14 protein-coding genes are annotated in these 16,811 nt (G+C 61.8%); 8 read left to right on the top strand and 6 right to left on the bottom strand.

Annotated elements, in window-relative coordinates:
• Window positions 1-14: 14 nt before the first annotated feature.
• Complete coding sequence (locus tag HMPREF3044_RS02585) at window positions 15-1,232, bottom strand: amidohydrolase (protein ID WP_070739147.1); 1,218 nt, start codon at window positions 1,230-1,232, stop codon at window positions 15-17.
• Between the two features lie 6 nt (window positions 1,233-1,238).
• Window positions 1,239-2,561: a DUF4921 family protein gene (locus HMPREF3044_RS02590; RefSeq protein WP_196793921.1), complete on the bottom strand. Its 1,323-nt coding sequence runs from the start codon at window positions 2,559-2,561 to the stop codon at window positions 1,239-1,241.
• A gap of 32 nt (window positions 2,562-2,593) precedes the next feature.
• On the opposite strand from HMPREF3044_RS02590, the gene HMPREF3044_RS02595 reads away from it, so the two are divergent.
• Window positions 2,594-2,995: a hypothetical protein gene (locus tag HMPREF3044_RS02595; RefSeq protein ID WP_005389565.1), complete on the top strand. Its 402-nt coding sequence runs from the start codon at window positions 2,594-2,596 to the stop codon at window positions 2,993-2,995.
• Here the strand turns inward: HMPREF3044_RS02595 and HMPREF3044_RS02600 are convergent.
• Window positions 2,961-3,884 carry a glycerate kinase gene (locus HMPREF3044_RS02600; RefSeq protein WP_005389566.1) on the bottom strand — a complete coding sequence of 308 codons (924 nt, stop codon included), beginning with the start codon at window positions 3,882-3,884 and terminating at the stop codon, window positions 2,961-2,963. The genes HMPREF3044_RS02595 and HMPREF3044_RS02600 overlap by 35 nt on opposite strands.
• A gap of 210 nt (window positions 3,885-4,094) precedes the next feature.
• Between HMPREF3044_RS02600 and gdhA the strand changes: the two genes are divergently transcribed.
• The 5 genes from gdhA (at window position 4,095) to mutM (ending at window position 8,379) form a co-directional block, all read left to right on the top strand.
• The gene (gene gdhA, locus HMPREF3044_RS02605) at window positions 4,095-5,441 is read left to right on the top strand and encodes an NADP-specific glutamate dehydrogenase (protein ID WP_005389567.1); all 1,347 of its coding nucleotides are present in this window, start codon (window positions 4,095-4,097) and stop codon (window positions 5,439-5,441) included.
• A gap of 124 nt (window positions 5,442-5,565) precedes the next feature.
• Window positions 5,566-6,279 (top strand): DivIVA domain-containing protein, encoded by a 714-nt coding sequence (locus tag HMPREF3044_RS02610; protein ID WP_005389568.1) that lies wholly within the window; start codon window positions 5,566-5,568, stop codon window positions 6,277-6,279.
• 12 nt (window positions 6,280-6,291) lie between these two features.
• On the top strand, window positions 6,292-6,825 hold the full coding sequence (locus HMPREF3044_RS02615; protein WP_005395592.1) for a YceD family protein: 534 nt from the start codon (window positions 6,292-6,294) through the stop codon (window positions 6,823-6,825).
• Window positions 6,822-7,574, top strand: a complete 753-nt coding sequence (gene rnc / locus HMPREF3044_RS02620) for a ribonuclease III (protein ID WP_005395594.1) — start codon at window positions 6,822-6,824, stop codon at window positions 7,572-7,574. Before HMPREF3044_RS02615 ends, rnc begins: the two co-directional genes overlap by 4 nt.
• On the top strand, window positions 7,558-8,379 hold the full coding sequence (gene mutM / locus HMPREF3044_RS02625; protein WP_005395596.1) for a bifunctional DNA-formamidopyrimidine glycosylase/DNA-(apurinic or apyrimidinic site) lyase: 822 nt from the start codon (window positions 7,558-7,560) through the stop codon (window positions 8,377-8,379). The genes rnc and mutM overlap by 17 nt, the downstream gene beginning before the upstream one ends.
• Here the strand turns inward: mutM and HMPREF3044_RS02630 are convergent.
• Window positions 8,376-9,569, bottom strand: a complete 1,194-nt coding sequence (locus HMPREF3044_RS02630; protein ID WP_070739149.1) for an MFS transporter — start codon at window positions 9,567-9,569, stop codon at window positions 8,376-8,378. The genes mutM and HMPREF3044_RS02630 overlap by 4 nt on opposite strands.
• A gap of 30 nt (window positions 9,570-9,599) precedes the next feature.
• Here HMPREF3044_RS02630 and HMPREF3044_RS02635 point away from each other — a divergent pair, with 30 nt between their 5' ends.
• Window positions 9,600-9,893 carry an acylphosphatase gene (locus tag HMPREF3044_RS02635; protein WP_070739151.1) on the top strand — a complete coding sequence of 98 codons (294 nt, stop codon included), beginning with the start codon at window positions 9,600-9,602 and terminating at the stop codon, window positions 9,891-9,893.
• A gap of 3 nt (window positions 9,894-9,896) precedes the next feature.
• Here HMPREF3044_RS02635 and glmS read toward each other — a convergent pair whose 3' ends face one another.
• Window positions 9,897-11,771 carry a glutamine--fructose-6-phosphate transaminase (isomerizing) gene (gene glmS, locus HMPREF3044_RS02640; RefSeq protein ID WP_070739153.1) on the bottom strand — a complete coding sequence of 625 codons (1,875 nt, stop codon included), beginning with the start codon at window positions 11,769-11,771 and terminating at the stop codon, window positions 9,897-9,899.
• A gap of 78 nt (window positions 11,772-11,849) precedes the next feature.
• Window positions 11,850-13,085, bottom strand: a complete 1,236-nt coding sequence (locus tag HMPREF3044_RS02645) for an HNH endonuclease signature motif containing protein (protein WP_070739155.1) — start codon at window positions 13,083-13,085, stop codon at window positions 11,850-11,852.
• A 137-nt stretch (window positions 13,086-13,222) separates the two neighbouring features.
• Here HMPREF3044_RS02645 and smc point away from each other — a divergent pair, with 137 nt between their 5' ends.
• Window positions 13,223-16,639, top strand: a complete 3,417-nt coding sequence (gene smc / locus HMPREF3044_RS02650) for a chromosome segregation protein SMC (protein WP_070739157.1) — start codon at window positions 13,223-13,225, stop codon at window positions 16,637-16,639.
• Window positions 16,640-16,811: the final 172 nt, after the last annotated feature.

A 16,811-nucleotide genomic window follows, 5' to 3' on the forward strand; every position in this document is an offset into this window, starting at 1 on the left:
TGCGGGGGAATATTTTATCTCGCTAGATACGCTAGCGGTGCGAGAGCCGCAGCTTTCCACGCAGCGGTGAGCGTTGGCTCTGGATCCGGCAGAAACGTGGACTGGTGGTTACTCGGAGCCGCAGCCGGGTCCGCGTCCCACACTGCCCGCGGGGTCATGCCGAGCGTCCAGTAGACGTACGGAGCATCGAAGTGGCGGGGGATTTCGCTGAAATCGTCGGAGGCGGTCCATGGGGTGGCATCGACGGAATCCTCCCCGAAGGCCTCGTCAAAGACGGGGCGGATGGTGTTAAACACCTCGGGGGAGTTGTCGGTGAGCTCGCCGTGGGCGGAGTATACGATCTCCGGCTCTGCAGGGCAGGCGGAGGCTTCGCATTCGGCCTTTACCACGCGCTCAATGGAACGGTAGCAGCGGTCGCGGACAACCTCGTCGTAGAAACGGGTGTTGAGGACAAGCTCGGCTTTCTCCGGCACGATATTGTTCCGCGTGCCGGCACGGAGCTTGCCCACGGTGATCACCGCAAAATCTCCTGGGTACACCTCGCGGCCGACGATCGATTGCAGTCGCAGAATGATGTGCGCGGCGATGATCGTCGGATCCACACCCAGGTGAGGCATGGAGCCGTGCGAGCTGCGACCGTGGATGGTGATGGTCAGCGTGTCGCAGGCGGCTGCGGCGGGCCCCGGCATTGTGTACACAGTGCCCGCCGGACCGGGAAGAATGTGCTGGCCGAAGCACACATCCGGGCGGGGGACGTGGGAGGACAGGCCGTCCTCGATCATCATCGATGCGCCACGGGTGATTTCCTCCGCCGGCTGGAACAGGGCGATGAACGTGCCAGACCAGCGCTCGCGAGAAGCGTCGATAAGCTTGCATGCCCCGAGGAGGGCGGTGACGTGGACATCGTGCCCACAGGCGTGCATGACCCCTTCGTTCTCCGACGCATATGGTGCGCCCGTCTCTTCCGGAACGGGGAGGCCGTCGAAGTCGGCTCGCATGAGCGCTGTCGGACCGTCTCCGTTACGGAACACGGCGACGAGTCCGTGCCCACCTATACCCGTGGAGACCTCGCAGTCGAACTTCGAGAGGACATCCGCGATGTAGGCGGCTGTGTGCTCCTCTTCGAGCGACAGCTCGGGGTGGCGGTGGAGCCACTCGTAGTGCTGCCACAACCACTCGTAGGCGGGTGCAGCGGGAGAAGTGAGAAGTTCAGCAATAGATGCAGGTGACATGAATTCCTATTTCAGGGTGGGGTTGTACTTAAGGCTGTTGCGTTCCAGGCCGCACTCCATCGCGATGCGGATGTTCTTGTTGATGATGCCTTCGTCGCGCAGGCGGTAAAACTCCGGTACCATCCGGTCACGCACGTCCCAGGGAGAGCGGGTGTTGATGTAGATCTTCGTGCCACCCTCGAATCCGGCGAGGGTGGATACGCGCCACTTGATCATGACGCGCCACGGCATGGCAACGTCGAGGTCGATCGGCTGGTGGTACCACTCCTCGTTGCACGGAACGTCGGGCCCGGTTGCCGCGTGGCAGGCATGGATGAGGTCGCTCATGTCGTTGACTTCCTCGGCGGTGTGCTCCCACGGAAAGCACGAAGCAGACTTGGAGTAGATCTCGAGGGTGGGGTAGCGGTGGCCGAAACCAGCGAAGCATACAGCGTGATCGTTTTCGGCGATGATGAGGTTGCGGTATCCCGCGTAGTCCACTGCCCACTCGTTGTACATGTTCGGATTGGAACGCAGGGTGGCGATCTCCTGGTCGGCCTGCACACCGCGATCATCGACGGCGACGAGTTGCTTGTGGAGGTGATCGAAGGACGCGCCGGCGGGCTTCAACCAGTTCTGGAAGGCGACCACGTAGTGCGCGTAGCGGTTGCGCTGGTAGAGGTCGTGGATGCCGTCGATGGTGAACTGCGTAAAAGCACGGTGCTCGTCTTCCGTCAGGGTGCCAGAGGAGGCGAGCTGGTTGTCGTGGGTGGCATCGTCGGTGAAGTGGCGCCTAGCGATGATGACATCGTGACCACCACCGAAGTAGCCCTGCGCGCGACGCACGAGCTCTTCTTCCGGCTGGTTCGGATCTTGGCCCGCAGCCTTCAGGCGGGTACGGACGATGTTCAGAACATGCTCCTTGCCGGCCGGCTCGGACATGTAGCGTTCCATTCGCTCGTGGAGATCGGGATCCATGGTGAACCCGTAGTTCTTTTCCCAGTAGTCATAGGTGACGATCTCGAACAGGTTGGGTACGCGGCGGAACTCGGGGGTCGTATCGTGCAGCTGGCTGTGCTGGAGACCGCGGAGGATCTCCCAGCCGTTGTCGGTGCGCACCATGCGGGATTTTTCCGGTGGGGTGGCATCGAGGTTCCCAGAACAGAAAGCGCAACTGTTCGTGTGCGCATCTGCTCCGAGCGGGAGCGGGTTAGTGGCGGGGGTAGTAAGGGGGCGGTTGCCGCGGCCGGGAACCGTCCAGACCTCGGTGCCGGAGAACGGATTGACCTGTTTTATCGTGCCATCGGCCATGGTTTGGATCGGATGGGGACGCGAATGAATAGGAGACATGCTCCCCATACTAATTGGCTACAGTTAGGTTCATGGCGACCATCACCTTCGACGTGTACATGCCCGCGGAGAAAACCCGCGAACTCCGCTCGGCGTTTCTGCGCACAGCGCGCGATCTGCCTGGCGTGGCGGATACGCGGGTGAGTGTCAATATCCTTCCCGATCCTGAACTTCCCGCAGAGGTTGTTGACCAGTTGGTAGCCACGTATCGGCCGTCGGAGACGGCCGACGAAAAGGTCGAGGACCAACCCGGAGTGACGCGGTTTGTCATCTCCGCGCCGGATTTCACGGGCTCGGTCAACCAGCTGGCGATGCGCCTGTCTCGGATACTTACACCGGCGGTGAATCTGCCGCCGGATCGGGTGCTCTTGGAAAACGAGCTCGATTTCGAGGTTCCCGCTATTTACCCGTGGATCGTTCAGGCAGAGCGTTAGACACCCACTCTGCCAGGGCTGGTGCCGTCCACTCCCGTTCACCGGCCCCCGTCAGCTCGATAACGTCGGTGTCTCCGCTGGCCACACGTACAGCGCGGGTGAGGGCGGTCGGCTTGTCAGCCGGTGTAGCTGTGATGATCAGCTCCGCATCCGCAGCTGAGCTACGCAGCTGCTGATACGGCTCGGACATCGTCAGGGGATTAAAAACGAGCACCTTTCCTGTGCCCGCGAGGCTCACCAGGTACTGCAATGCGAGGGGAACCCCACCGCCGCTGCCGCTTGTTGCGGTGGGCTCCACACCTGTCAGCTCAGTAAGCTTCTCGACGCTCGGTTGGTGCAGCTCGTCCACCCCGCATACCTCCGGCGCATACACAATCCACGTCACGCCGAGTACCCCGGTATTCAGGCTGTTTAGGTCGATACTTCCCAGCTCGGCGAGGGCATGAGCCCCGGGGCTCAGTCGCCGGCCGGTGGCAGTTTGCAGCTGCGCTCCGAGCGCGGTGAGGATTCCCGCGCCAAGATCGTGGGCACCCGATCCTCCCGTGGATAAGACGATGGTGGTCGCCCTGCGAGCGACGGCATCGGCAATGAGAACACCGGTGCCGTACGAGTCGCCGTCGGCTGGATCGTACCCGGGGACCTTCCCGGAGGCGGCGGCCATATCGATGAAGGCGGTCGTGATCTCCTGGTTGAACGTATATGTTGCCTCGGTGAGTCGACCAGTTACCGTCGTCGTTGGTAGGGTGATGCGTTCGCCTGCGAAGTGGGAGGATGTGCCCAGGTAGGCGTCGATAAGCGGGAAAGCTGTACCACCGACTACGGGGGCGATGGCAGCGGCGGCCTCTGCGGGGCTCAACGGGGGAAAACGGTCAGGGGAAACGATGATCATAAAAATAAGCGTAGCCGACGCGAAAATACAGTACGCGCGTACTTTTTGGTGTTAATATATGCACAACGTTACGAACGGGCGATACGGTGCATCGCCTGCACTAACGAAAGGTGTGATAAATGCAACATTAAAGTAGCTTGCATATATGCACTCAAAAGTTGGAAAATTGTAACGTTTTTAGAAAACACGCGACCTAGAAGGGCCTCCCACATGAGTAATGTCGACGAGAAAATCGCCAACTACTACGACCAGATTAAGAAGCGCAACCCTGGTGAGACCGAATTCCACCAGGCAGTCGAGGAAGTCTTGGGGTCGCTTAAGTTTGTGCTGGAAAAGGACCCCAGCTACGCCGACAACGCCCTCATCGAGCGGCTTGTCGAGCCAGAACGCCAGATCATGTTCCGCGTCCCGTGGATCGATGACCGCAGCCAGGTGCAAGTCAACCGTGGCTTCCGCGTCCAGTTCAACTCCGCCCTTGGCCCGTACAAGGGCGGTTTGCGTTTTCACCCGTCTGTCAACCTCGGCATCATCAAATTCCTGGGGTTCGAGCAGATCTTTAAAAACTCGCTGACCGGCCTGCCTATCGGTGGCGGCAAGGGTGGCTCCGACTTCGACCCCAAGGGCAAGTCCGATGGCGAGGTCATGCGCTTCTGTCAGTCCTTTATGACGGAGCTCTTCCGCCACATCGGTGAGTACACCGACGTGCCCGCCGGTGACATCGGTGTCGGTGGCCGTGAAATCGGCTACCTCTTTGGCCAGTACAAGCGACTGACCCGTCGCAACGAGGCCGGCGTGCTCACCGGCAAGGGGCTGACCTGGGGTGGCTCCCTCGTCCGCACCGAGGCCACCGGCTACGGTCTCGTCTACTTCACCGAGGAGATGTTGGGAGCCCACAATGCTTCCTTCGACGGCGCAAAGGTCATCGTCTCCGGCTCCGGCAACGTCGCCATCTACGCCATCGAAAAGGCCCAGGAACTCGGTGCCACCGTCATCGGCTTCTCTGACTCTTCCGGCTGGGTCGAGTGCCCGAACGGTGTCGACCTCGAACTCCTCAAAGATGTCAAGGAAGTCCGTCGTGGCCGCGTCGCCGATTATGTCGAGGAAGCAGACGGTGCCACCCTCCACACCGACGGCACGATCTGGTCCCTGCCCGCCGACATCGCCCTGCCGTGCGCAACCCAGAACGAGATTACCGGTGCCCACGCCCGTCTCCTCGTCGAAAACGGCGTGAAGTTCGTCTGCGAGGGTGCCAACATGCCCTCCACCAACGAGGCCATCGAGATCTACCAGTCAAACGGCATCAATTACGCTCCTGGTAAGGCCTCCAACGCTGGCGGTGTGGCCACCTCCGCGCTGGAAATGCAGCAAAACGCCGGCCGCGACCACTGGACCTTCGAGGAGACGGATGCCCGCCTCAAGCGGATCATGAAGAACATCTTCCGCACGTCCTCCGAAACTGCCGCCAACTTCGGCCACGAGGGTAACTACGTCCTCGGCGCGAATATTGCCGGATTCAAGAAGGTCGCCGATGCCATGATCGCTCACGGCGTGGTCTAAAGATCACCCTTTTCGCGCCCCGTGCACATCGTGGCCGTCCCGTTCTCAATGAACGGGGCGATTATTTTTGCTCTTCTTGGGGTGTTAACCCGGTACACGCCGATTCAACCGGTAACCTGGGTTCATGTTCAAAGTATTTGACTCGCTGGACAAGCTCGTTGACACCGTTGACCGCGCCTACGGCGTACCCATGACCGCAAACTGCATGGTTCCCCGCGTCGAGATGCAGCAGTGGCTCGACGATCTCCGCGACGCTATACCGCATGAAATGGACGAAGCTCAAGATGTCCTCGACGAATCCGATCGGATTATTCACGATGCCGAGGAAAAGGCCTACCAACTAGAAACCCAGTCGGCCGCCGAAGCCGACCGCATCCTCGAGGAGGCCAAGGCAGAGGCAGATCGCCTTGTGCGTGACGCAGAGGAGAAAGCCAAGCGCACCCTCGACGACGCTTACCAAGAGGCCGATGAAGTGACCGAGCGGGCGCAGCGGGATGCCGATTCCACCATTAGTCGCGCCCACCAAGAGGCGGACACGTTGTCTACGCAGGCCAAGGAAGCCTACCAGCGCAGCGTCGATGATGGCCTGGCTGAGCAAGCACGTCTCGTCTCCGAGGCAGAGGTCGTGCGTGTGGCCAAAGAAGAAGCCCACCGCGTCGTGGACGAGGCACACACCGAGTCCAACCGCCTGCGCCGCGAGTGTGACGACTTTGTCGATAGCAAGCTCGCCGATTTCGAGGCATCCCTGGAGTCCACGTTGCGCTCCGTATCCCGCGACCGTTCCGCGCTCCGCCGTGGGGCGGGAGCCTCCGGCGCGTCGAGTCGCCTCGACCGTTAAGGTGGATACGTTATGGGAAATCCACTACGAATAGACTGCACACGCTTCGTCCGCGGTGTCACCGAGCCGGAACATGTAACGCAGACTGGCGGTAGCCCGCAGCGCATCGGGCTGGAGATGATGGCCATCGAGGAAGGAGACGACATCACCCTCGATGTCGACCTGCTCCCGCTTGGCGAGGGGATCCACGTCCACGGATCTGTGACGGGCACAGCGAAGGCTCAGTGCTCCCGGTGTCTCACCGAGCATGCCGTCGGGGTCAGCATCGATATCGACCAGATCTTTGCGCTTACCGATTCCTTCATCACCACCCACGATGATGGGGCTGAAGAAGATGACGAAGAAGACGACATCCCCCGCGTAGAAAACAACATCATGGACCTCGCACAGGTGGTCATCGACGAGGCAGGAACCTCCTTCCCGTTTAACCCTACCTGCGATAGTTTGACGGGCTCGCCATGCCCGGAGGAAGCCGAGGTCCCCGAATCACAAGACCCGGACGAGCTCATCGACCCGCGCTGGGCCGGACTGGAGAAGTTTAAATGAGCAAAAAGAAGCGCCTCACCGGTGAAGCAGCACTAGAAGAGGCCTTCGCCGCTGTCGACCACGCCCCGCTGTTGGAAAAGCTGGGAACAACTGTTTCTCCAGAACTACTCCGACTGGCGCTCACACACCGCTCGTTTGCCAACGAGAATGGCGGACTGCCCAATAACGAGCGCCTCGAATTCCTCGGCGACTCGGTGCTCGGCTGCTCCGTGGCATGGAAACTGTTCGAAACGTATCCATCCTCGCCAGAATCCGTCATCTCCAAGATGCGTGCCCGCATCGTTTCCCGCTTCGGCCTGGCAGATATTGCCCGCGAGATTGGTCTTGGTAAGTATATTCTGCTCGGTCGCGGCGAAATTCTTACCGACGGCCGCGAAAAGGACTCCATCCTCGCGGACACCACCGAGGCTCTCTTCGGCGCGATCTTCCTCGAGCACGGATTCGAGACGGCCCGGCACACCATCCTGACGCTTTTCCACGAGAAGATCGTTCATGCCTCCTCCGATTCCATCCACACGGATTGGAAGACCCTCCTGCAGGAGCGCGCCGCCGAGCGCAAGCTCCCCATGCCCGAGTACGAGGCGAGCTTCACCGGTCCAGACCACGACCGTTTCTTCACCGCAACTGCCATCATTGATGGGAAAGTTGTTGGTACCGGCCAGGGCCACAACAAGAAGGCGGCTGAGCAGCTTGCCGCCAAGCAGGCGGTCACGGTGTTGAGGGAACAAAACATTGCCCGAACTTCCTGAGGTCGAGGTCGTTCGTCGGGGGCTCGACCGGCTCTTGGTAGGGCACCGATTCGTATCGGTTTCCGTCCTCCACCCCCGCGCCGCCCGCAGTACGGAGGCCCTCGCCCCGCGCCTTGCGGGGCGCGAAATTTGTGGCACGGGAAGACGAGGAAAGTTCCTGTGGCTCGTCCTGGACGGCGCGGAAGCGCTCGTCATCCACCTGCGCATGAGTGGTCAGATGCGGATCACTCAGACGGCGCGGCCGGTCTCCCCGCACACGCGTATCGTCGCCGAACTCGACGGTCTGACCGTCCAGTTTGTGGATCAGCGCACCTTCGGCTCCTGGTCTCTTTCTGAGCTTGTCGACGGCCTCCCCGTCACCCTTGCCCACATCGCCCCCGACCTCCTCGACGCATCGCTGGACATACGAGGCGTCGCAAAGCACCTAAAGCGCGGGCGCGGAGAGCTGAAACCCGCCCTCCTCAACCAGGGAATCGTCAGTGGCATCGGCAACATCTACGCCGATGAGATGCTGTGGCGTGCCCGCCTTCACCCGCGCCAAACCCGCAGCCACGTGAGCCCCCACCGGCTCACAGAACTCCTGCTCGCCGGGCAAGATGTGATGCGCGACGCGCTCGCCCAAGGCGGCACCTCCTTCGACGAGCTCTACGTCAACGTCAATGGAGAGTCGGGATATTTCGACCGGTCACTCAACGCCTACGGTAAGGCAGGACTGCCGTGCGACCGCTGCGGTACCGAGATGGTGAAGGAAAAGATCGGCGGGCGCGGATCGACCTACTGCCCCCACTGCCAGCGCCGCTACTAGGCGGCGGGCTTCTCCACCCGGTGGGCAACAAAGGCGATGAAGACGAGCATCAACGCGGTGCCTACCAAGAGTGCCGTCACGAGCCCCGTCCAACCGAAGTCCTCGTAAACGAAGCCGAGTGACGACCCCAGGATAGACGAGCCCATGTAGTAGCTGAACACATAGCTAGACGACGCCTCCGCGCGCCCCTTGTCCGCCACGAGCCCCACCGTCGCCGACGCCGTCGAGTGAATGGCGAAAAAGGAAGCCGTGAACACCACAAGCCCCGCGATCATGAGGGGGAGGGAGGCGGAGTAGGTGGCCACCAGCCCGAGGGCGGAAAGGATCCCTCCTCCTACCAAGACCCGCCCCGGTCCCACCTTCGAGCTGAGCTTGCCCGCCTGCGTCGAGGACCACGTTCCGGAAAGATAGAGGATGAAGAGGAAGCCGATGAGCGCCGGTGGGAAGCCGAATTCTTCGGTGAGGTGGTAGCCCACGAAGTTGTACATGGTGACGAACAGGCCCAGCGCCAAGAAGGGGATGGCAAACAGTGCGACAAGAAGTGGCCTGCGCCAGTGGCGCACAATCGCCCGGAATTCGCCAGCAAACGTCAATGAGCGGGCAACGAAGCGACGCTGTCGTGGTAAAGCGATGAGCGCAACGATGGCTAGCCCCACCGACACGACGGCATTCACCGCCAGAGCCCAGCGCCACCCGTAGGCATTGGATACAAACGCGGGAATGAGCCTGCCCGATAATCCGCCGATGGAGTCGGAGGCGATGTACCAGCCCATGACGACGGGTACGGCGGAGGCATCGATTTCTTCGGAAATCCAGGCCATAGCGACGGCGGGAACACCGGAGATCGCCAAGCCTTGCACGCCGCGCAGCGCGATGAGGGAGCCGATCGAGGGCGTGAAGGGGAGGCCGAGGGCAATGATGGTGGCGACGAGCAGAGAAATGGATAGGACGCGCCCGCGACCGTAGCGCTCGGAGAGGATGGAGACGGGGATGACCCCGAGGGCGATGGCGCCGGTTGTGGCAGAGACGGTGAGGGCGGAGGTGGAGGGTGAGGACTGGAAAGCGTCGGAAAGCTGGGGGAGGAGAGCTTGGGTACAGTACATGGCGTTGAACGCCGCAAACCCTACCAAGACCATTGCCAGAATTGCTCTGTTGAATCCTTTATCGCCGCGAGTGAGTCCTCTTACCATGCGGTCTATGCTTCTCCGCCCGCCGGTAGAATGCAACCCATGACTGACGCACAGCTTCTCGCTTTTGTTCACGGGCACGTCCAGGGCGTGGGCTTTCGGTGGTGGGTGAAGTCTCAGGCGCTTGCCCTCGGATTGAGGGGGGAGGCTCGCAATAAGTGGGATGGTCGCGTTGAGGTTGTCGCCGAGGGGGACCGCGCAGCGTGTGAGGAGCTCCTCGAACGCTTGCGTGAGCAACCATCCGCTTTTCGACGCCCCGGCCACGTCACCGTCGTTGTCGAGCAATGGAAAAAACCCCGCGGATTCGCGGGGTTCAAGGAGGCCTAACGGCTATTCCACCGTCACCGACTTGGCGAGGTTACGCGGCTGGTCAATGTCCAGCCCCTTTGCACCCGCCAGGGCGCAGGCGAAGATCTGCAGCGGCACCGTCGCCAGGAGGGGCTGCATAAGTGTTGCGCACTGCGGAATCCAGATGACGTGGTCGGCGTGCTCGACAACGGCCTCGTCGCCTTCCTCGGCGATTACCGTCGTGATGGCGCCACGGGCCTTAATCTCCTGAATATTGGACACTACCTTCGCGTGGAGCTCATTCCTACCACGAGGACTCGGCACGATGACGAAGACCGGCTGGCCGGGTTCGACAAGCGCGATCGGGCCGTGCTTCAGCTCGCCGGCAGCAAAACCCTCGGCGTGGATGTAGGCGATTTCCTTGAGCTTGAGGGCTCCCTCGAGCGCGACGGGGAACCCCACATGCCTACCAAGAAAGAGAACGCTCGTGGAATTGGACAGATCACGGCCGAGCTTTTTGATTTCCTCTTCCTTGTCAATGACCTGCTGCACCTTCTCCGGCATCTCCGTCAACGAGTTGAGAATGTCGCTGATCTCGTCGGCGTACATGTTGCCACGCAGCTGAGCCAGGTAGAGGCCCAAGAGATAAGCGGCCGTAATCTGGGCGAGGAACGCCTTCGTCGAGGCGACGGCGACCTCCGGGCCGGCATGCGTGTACAGGTTCGCGTCGGCCTCGCGGGGAATCGAGGAGCCGTTGGTGTTGCAGATGGCAATAACCTTGGCGCCCTGCTCCTTCGCGTGGCGCACGGCCATGAGCGTGTCCATCGTTTCGCCCGACTGGCTGAGCGCAACCACGAGGGTCTTTTCGTTGACAATCGGATCCCGGTAACGGAACTCGTGCGCCAACTCCACTTCGGTGGGGATGCGGCACCAGTGCTCGATGGCGTAGCGCGCCACCTGCCCGGCATAGCTTGCCGTACCACAAGCAATCACAACAATCTTGTCGACGCTGCGGAGCACCGACTCGTCAATGTTCAGCTCGTCGAGTTGAATGTGTCCATTCTCATCCAGGCGTCCCATGAGGGTGTCACGAACAGCGGCGGGCTGGTCGTGAATTTCTTTGTCCATGAAGGAGTCGAAGCCGCCCTTTTCTGCGGCTGCAGCATCCCACTGCACCTCGAAGGGCTTGCCCTCGGCAGGAGCCCCCTCGAAGTCGGTGATCTCGTAGTCGTCAGCCGTGATGGTGACGATCTGGTCGTTGCCCATCTCCACGCAATGCTTGGTGTGGTCGATGAAGGCGGTGACATCCGAGCCAAGGAAGTTCTCGCCGTCGCCAAGCCCAATTACCAAGGGTGAGTTGCGACGAGCGGCGACGATCCGATCTGGGTGCTCGGCGTGGATAGCCAGGAGAGTGAAAGCCCCCTCCAAACGGGCGACAGCGAGCTGCATGGCCTTAGTAAGGTCACCGGCGGCTTCCGTGTTGTAGTAATGGGCGATCAGGTTCGCCGCGACCTCGGTGTCCGTGTCGGAGTAGAAGTGCACGCCGGTGGCGATGAGCTCGCGCTTGAGCTCCGCGAAGTTCTCGATAATGCCGTTGTGCACTACGGCGAGACGACTGTTATCTACGACGTGCGGGTGGGCGTTGTTGTCGGTTGGGCCACCGTGGGTTGCCCAACGCGTGTGCCCAATACCAATAGGCGCTGTTGGTAGGGGTGAGGCATCGAGTGCCTTTTCCAATTCGCTAACCTTGCCTGCCTTCTTTCGGTAGGCGATAACATCGTTTGAAATAACGGCGACGCCGGCGGAGTCGTATCCACGGTATTCGAGGCGACGGAGGCCTTCGAGGCACACGTGGAGGGCGTCGTTGACTAGCTGTTCGTTTTCGGGGTTACCGACGTATCCAACAATTCCACACATATGCGAAAGAGTACACGGTGATGTTGGGGGAGCGCAGCACTGCTCGCCCCACAGGCATGCCTGTGGGCGAGCAGGGTTTTATTCGCTGTTGTCGTCGCCGTCTGCGCAGCGGTCATCATCGGTGCAGTTGCTGTCGCGCCTGTCGTCATCGCGGCCGTCGTCGCGGTGCCCGGCGCGTTTTTCCTCGTCGAGGATCGTGCCGGCGATGTCTCTGCCGGTGTAACCCCGGCATGGGCTGTCGTGGTAGCGGGGCGGCCCACCGTCGGGCGGGACGTAGCGCGGGTCGCCGTTGACGGGGTCGCGTTCGTGACGGCCGTGTTTGGGTTTTGTGGGGTCGTCGTCGTTTTGTCCGTTGTGGTATTTGCAGGCTATGAGGATGTTTTCTGCGGTCGTTTCGCCGCCAGAAGCCCAGGATTTGTCGTGGTGGGCTTGGCTGTACGTGCCGATGCGGTAGCAGCCGGGGTGGGTGCAGAAGATCTGGTCGCAGGCGATACCGGTGCGGAGCGCGCCGTCGGCGAACCGTTGGTTCTTGAGTGGGAGGGTGCAGGAGAGTTTTTTGTTCCCGTCGTACATGACGGCGAAGCCGTAGGGCTCGAGTCGGCAGTTGGCGAGTTCTTCGGCATCGAGGATATCGCCGTCGGTGGTGGCGAACTTGCCGTCGCCGATGTAGGTGGAGTCCGGGATAGGAAGTATGAACGCTGGTGCTAGTCGTCGGTTCCAGAGCCTTGTCGACGTCGTTCCGCACACCCCATCCTCGTAGTCTTGAACGATGCGGTTGAGGCCTTGCGCCCAGCGGAAGGATTCCGGTAGGTCGCTCGGCGCGGTGGAAGCCTCGGCGATCAGCCCGATGAAGCGGTCCATCTTAAGGGCTTCCAGCTTGATATGCGCGTGCTTCATGCCGCAGGCATCGGCGACGGCGGAGACGGTGACCGAGTCGCTTACCTTGCGGGTTTTCACCACCCGGTGGGTGTCGGAGATCTTGGCCTTCAGCTCTTTCCACGTGTGACCTTCGCAGGCGTATGCGAGGAGCATGTCGCGTGTGGTCTCTTTGTCTTCGGCGGCTGTGAGTTCGACCGCCTTGGCGATGAGGATGAGTTGCTGAACGGAGATCGCTTTCGTTTTGCCTTCGGGGTCCTCGTAGGGCACCCAGGTGCGGGCCGCAGCAACGAGCTCTTTGGCAAAGTGCTGCGAAAAGCCAAATTCCTCGGTGAGTTTTTCCACGCGTAATGCCGCCGTATCCGCGAGGGTTGCTACCTCCGCGAATATGGCGGTGCCGTGGAGCGAGTCTGCGAGACTCCCGAGGATTGCTGTCATGGCACTCACGGTATGTCTAAAGATCGGCCGGTGCAGATAAACACCCAAAGTTATCCACAAGTCAAAATATGTGACCGTATTTTCACGACGCTGGGCGCGCTTCCTGTGGATAACTAACGTCGGCTAGAGTACGTGACGTGTATTTGAAATCCCTGACGCTCAAAGGCTTTAAGTCGTTCGCCTCCGCAACGACGATGAAATTTGAGCCAGGGATCTGCGCGGTGGTGGGGCCGAACGGTTCTGGTAAGTCTAATGTCGTCGACGCCCTCGCCTGGGTCATGGGCGAACAGGGCGCCAAACAACTACGTGGCGGCAAAATGGAGGACGTGATTTTTGCGGGGGCCGGGTCTCGTAAACCATTGGGCCGCGCCGAGGTGACGTTGACCATCAATAACGACGACGGGGCGCTTCCGATTGAGTATTCGGAGGTGTCGATCACGCGGCGCATGTTCCGCGATGGCGCGAGTGAGTATGAAATCAATGGGTCGAAGGCGCGGCTCATGGATATTCAGGAGCTGCTGAGCGACTCTGGTATTGGCCGCGAGATGCACGTCATCGTGGGCCAGGGCAAGATTACGGAGATTTTGGAGTCGCGCCCGGAGGATCGGCGCGCCTATATAGAAGAGGCCGCGGGCGTGTTGAAGCATAAGCGGAGGAAGGAAAAGGCGCAGCGGAAGTTGACAGGGATGCAGGCGAATCTGGATCGCCTGACGGATTTGACGGATGAGCTGAAGCGCCAGTTGAAGCCCCTGGCGCGGCAGGCGGATGCGGCGCGCCGGGCGCAGACGGTGCAGTCTGAGGTGCGTGAGCTGCGGGGGCTGATTGCGGGCTACGAGCTGACGAGGCTGTGGGCGGCCAATGAGGCGTCGGAAAGCGCGAAGGCGGCGGCGAGTGTGGAGCTTGCGGCTGCCAACGCGGGGGTGAGCGAGGCGGAGGACGATCACCGTCTGGCTGAGGAGTCGCTGGCGAAGCAGCAGCCGGAGGCGACGGCGGCGAACCAAGTGTGGTTTGAGCTGTCTGCGTTGAAGGAGAAGGTGGACGCGACGGTGCGCATCGCGACGGATCGGGCGTCGCGGAGCGAGGTGGAGCCCTACCAGGGGCCCGATCCGCAGGAAACGCTGCACCAGGCGGAGGATGCACAAGCGCAGGTGGAGGCTTTAGAGGATGCCTCCGATGTGGCGGCGGAGCGCCTGGAGACGATCCTTGACCAGGTGGAAGATGCGCGGGAGGCAGCGCACGCTGCTGATGAGGAGCATATGCGCCGCGTGCGGGCGATTGCGGACCGGCGCGAGGGGATCGTGCGGTTGGTTACCGGGGAGGAGCAGGCACGTGCGGAGGTGACTCGTGCGGAGGCGCGGGTGGCCGAGGCGTCTTCTAATTGTGCGGAGTCCCGCGAGGCCGCGCGGGCGGCCGATGCTGAGGCGACGCGGGCTTCCGAGGACGTGTCTGCGCATGAAAATGCTCGCGGTCCTCTGGAAGAGACGCGCGTGCGGGCGGTTGCTGAGTCCGGTGCTGCGGAGTCGCGCCTCAAGCAGTTGCGGGATGAGGAGCGCGCAGCGGAGCAGAAGGTTGCCTCGTTGACATCCCGGATCGAGACGCTCGAGTCGACGCGGGCGGCGGGGGAGACGGAGGCTGATCTTCCGCCGCTTGCGGATTTATTGACGGTGACTCCTGGTATGGAGAAGGCCGTTGCGGCGGCCCTTGGTCGTTTTTCGGATGCCGTTGTCGGCGAGCCCGGCGCGCACACCGGTGAGGATTGGTCGCGCACGGTTGTTGTGGATGAGACGGTCGGCGCGCCGTGGCACGTGGAAACGGAGGTGCTGCCGGCGGGTGCCCAATGGTTGACCGACCATGTCCAGGCCCCCCAAGCGGTGCGGCGCGTGTTGGCCGATACGGTCTTGGTAAGGGATACGGGCGAGGCGTTTGCTGTTGTGGTGGCGGATCCGCGCCTGCGGGCTGTTACGCCCGAGGGTCTTGTCGTGGGCGAAGGCTGGGCCGAGGTGGGTGAGGGTACCCGCAGCTCGCTGGAGGTTTCTGGGCTTATCGACGCTGCATCTTCCGCCCTTGCCGCCGCCCGTGCGAGCTTGGAGGAAATGTCGGGAACCGTATCTGGTGCCGAGGAGACCGCTGAGCAGGCTCGTGTGGAGGCGGCGCAGGCGACGGCGGCGATGCGCGAGTTCCAAGCAGAGCATGCTGCGCTGGTGCGCGAAGCAGAAGCGGCGGTGAAGCGCGCTGCGGACCGTAAGCGGATGCACGAGGCGAACGTCGACAAGCTCACCGCTGCGGAGAAGGCGCTGGAGAAGGCGAAGACGGAGGCGGCTGATGCTGCCGACCGCTTGGCGCGTGTGGAGGATACCGAGACCGAGGAGGAGGTGTCCACCGAGGAACGTGACCGCGCAGCGGAGCGGCTGTCGCATATGCAGGCGATGGAGATGGAAGCCAAGATGGCTGCCCGCCAGGCGGCAGATGAGGTCGAGCGAGCCACGCAGCGTGCCGAGGGCCTGCGCAGGAAGGCCGCAGCGGATGCGGAGGCGCAGAAGCGCTACCGAGAGCAGCAGGAAAAGCGTCTGCGGGTGATCGAAAAGGCGCAACTCGTGCGCGACAATGCGGTGCGCGTGGCTACACGGGTTGCTGATGCCCTCGATCGCGCCCACGACGAGCGTGAACGGACCCGCGCCGTCGTAGCCGAGGCGGATGCCACCGTCAAGAAGCTAGCGGTCGCGGTCCACGATGCCAGGCAGCGGCGCTCCCGGGCCCAGGAGGCTTACCATGAGGCGGAGATGGCCGCCGCCCAGGCGGCGGTGCGACTCGAGGAGGCGGAAAGACGAGCCACGGGCGAGACGGGAGTCGCCGCAACGGAGCTGCGGAAGCAGTTTGAGCAACCGGAGGACTTTTCCATCACCGAATACCGCAAGCGTTTGAAGAGCGCGGAGAAAGCACTCGCTGCACTGGGCAAGGTTAACCCGCTGGCGCTGGAGGAGTACGCGGCGCTGGAGGAGCGCTATTCGTTCCTGTCTACGCAGCTTGATGATGTCATCCGTGCCCGTGAGGACCTGCATTCTGTCATTGAGGAAGTAGATGAGAAGATCCTCACCCTGTTCACGGACGCGTGGCACGATGTTGAGGGGGAATTCCCTGAGGTGTTTGCGACGTTGTTCCCCGGTGGCGAGGGGCGGTTGAAGCTCACGGACCCGGACGACATGTTGACAACGGGAATTGAGGTGGAGGCGCGCCCGCCGGGAAAGAAGGTCAAGCGTTTGAGCCTTCTTTCCGGTGGGGAAAAGACGCTGACGGCACTGGCGATGCTTGTTGCGATTTTCAAGGCGCGGCCGAGCCCGTTCTACGTCATGGATGAGGTGGAGGCAGCCCTCGATGATGTGAACCTTCGTCGTCTCATTGCGCTGTTTGAGAAGCTGCGGGCAACGAGTCAGCTCATTGTCATCACGCACCAGAAGCCGACGATGGATGTGGCTAACGTCCTCTATGGTGTGACGATGCACGGCGACGGCGTCACCCGCGTCATCAGCCAGCGGCTGCACCCCGCAGGGGAGTAGCAACATACCTCGTCTCCGATTCGTCGTGGCTCATCATCCGCGTGGCATCCATGGGACGTGAAGGTACCGACCGCGCATGAGTCCAGCTGCTGGCAGAACCGGGACTGAGCAACCGACTGCGCCGGGACCGAGCAACCAGAAAGTGCGGATTTCCATTTACTTTGCTGGTGCT

Origin of the sequence: Corynebacterium sp. HMSC073D01 (genome assembly GCF_001815555.1) — a bacterium.
Classification (GTDB): Bacteria; Actinomycetota; Actinomycetes; order Mycobacteriales; family Mycobacteriaceae; genus Corynebacterium; species Corynebacterium glucuronolyticum.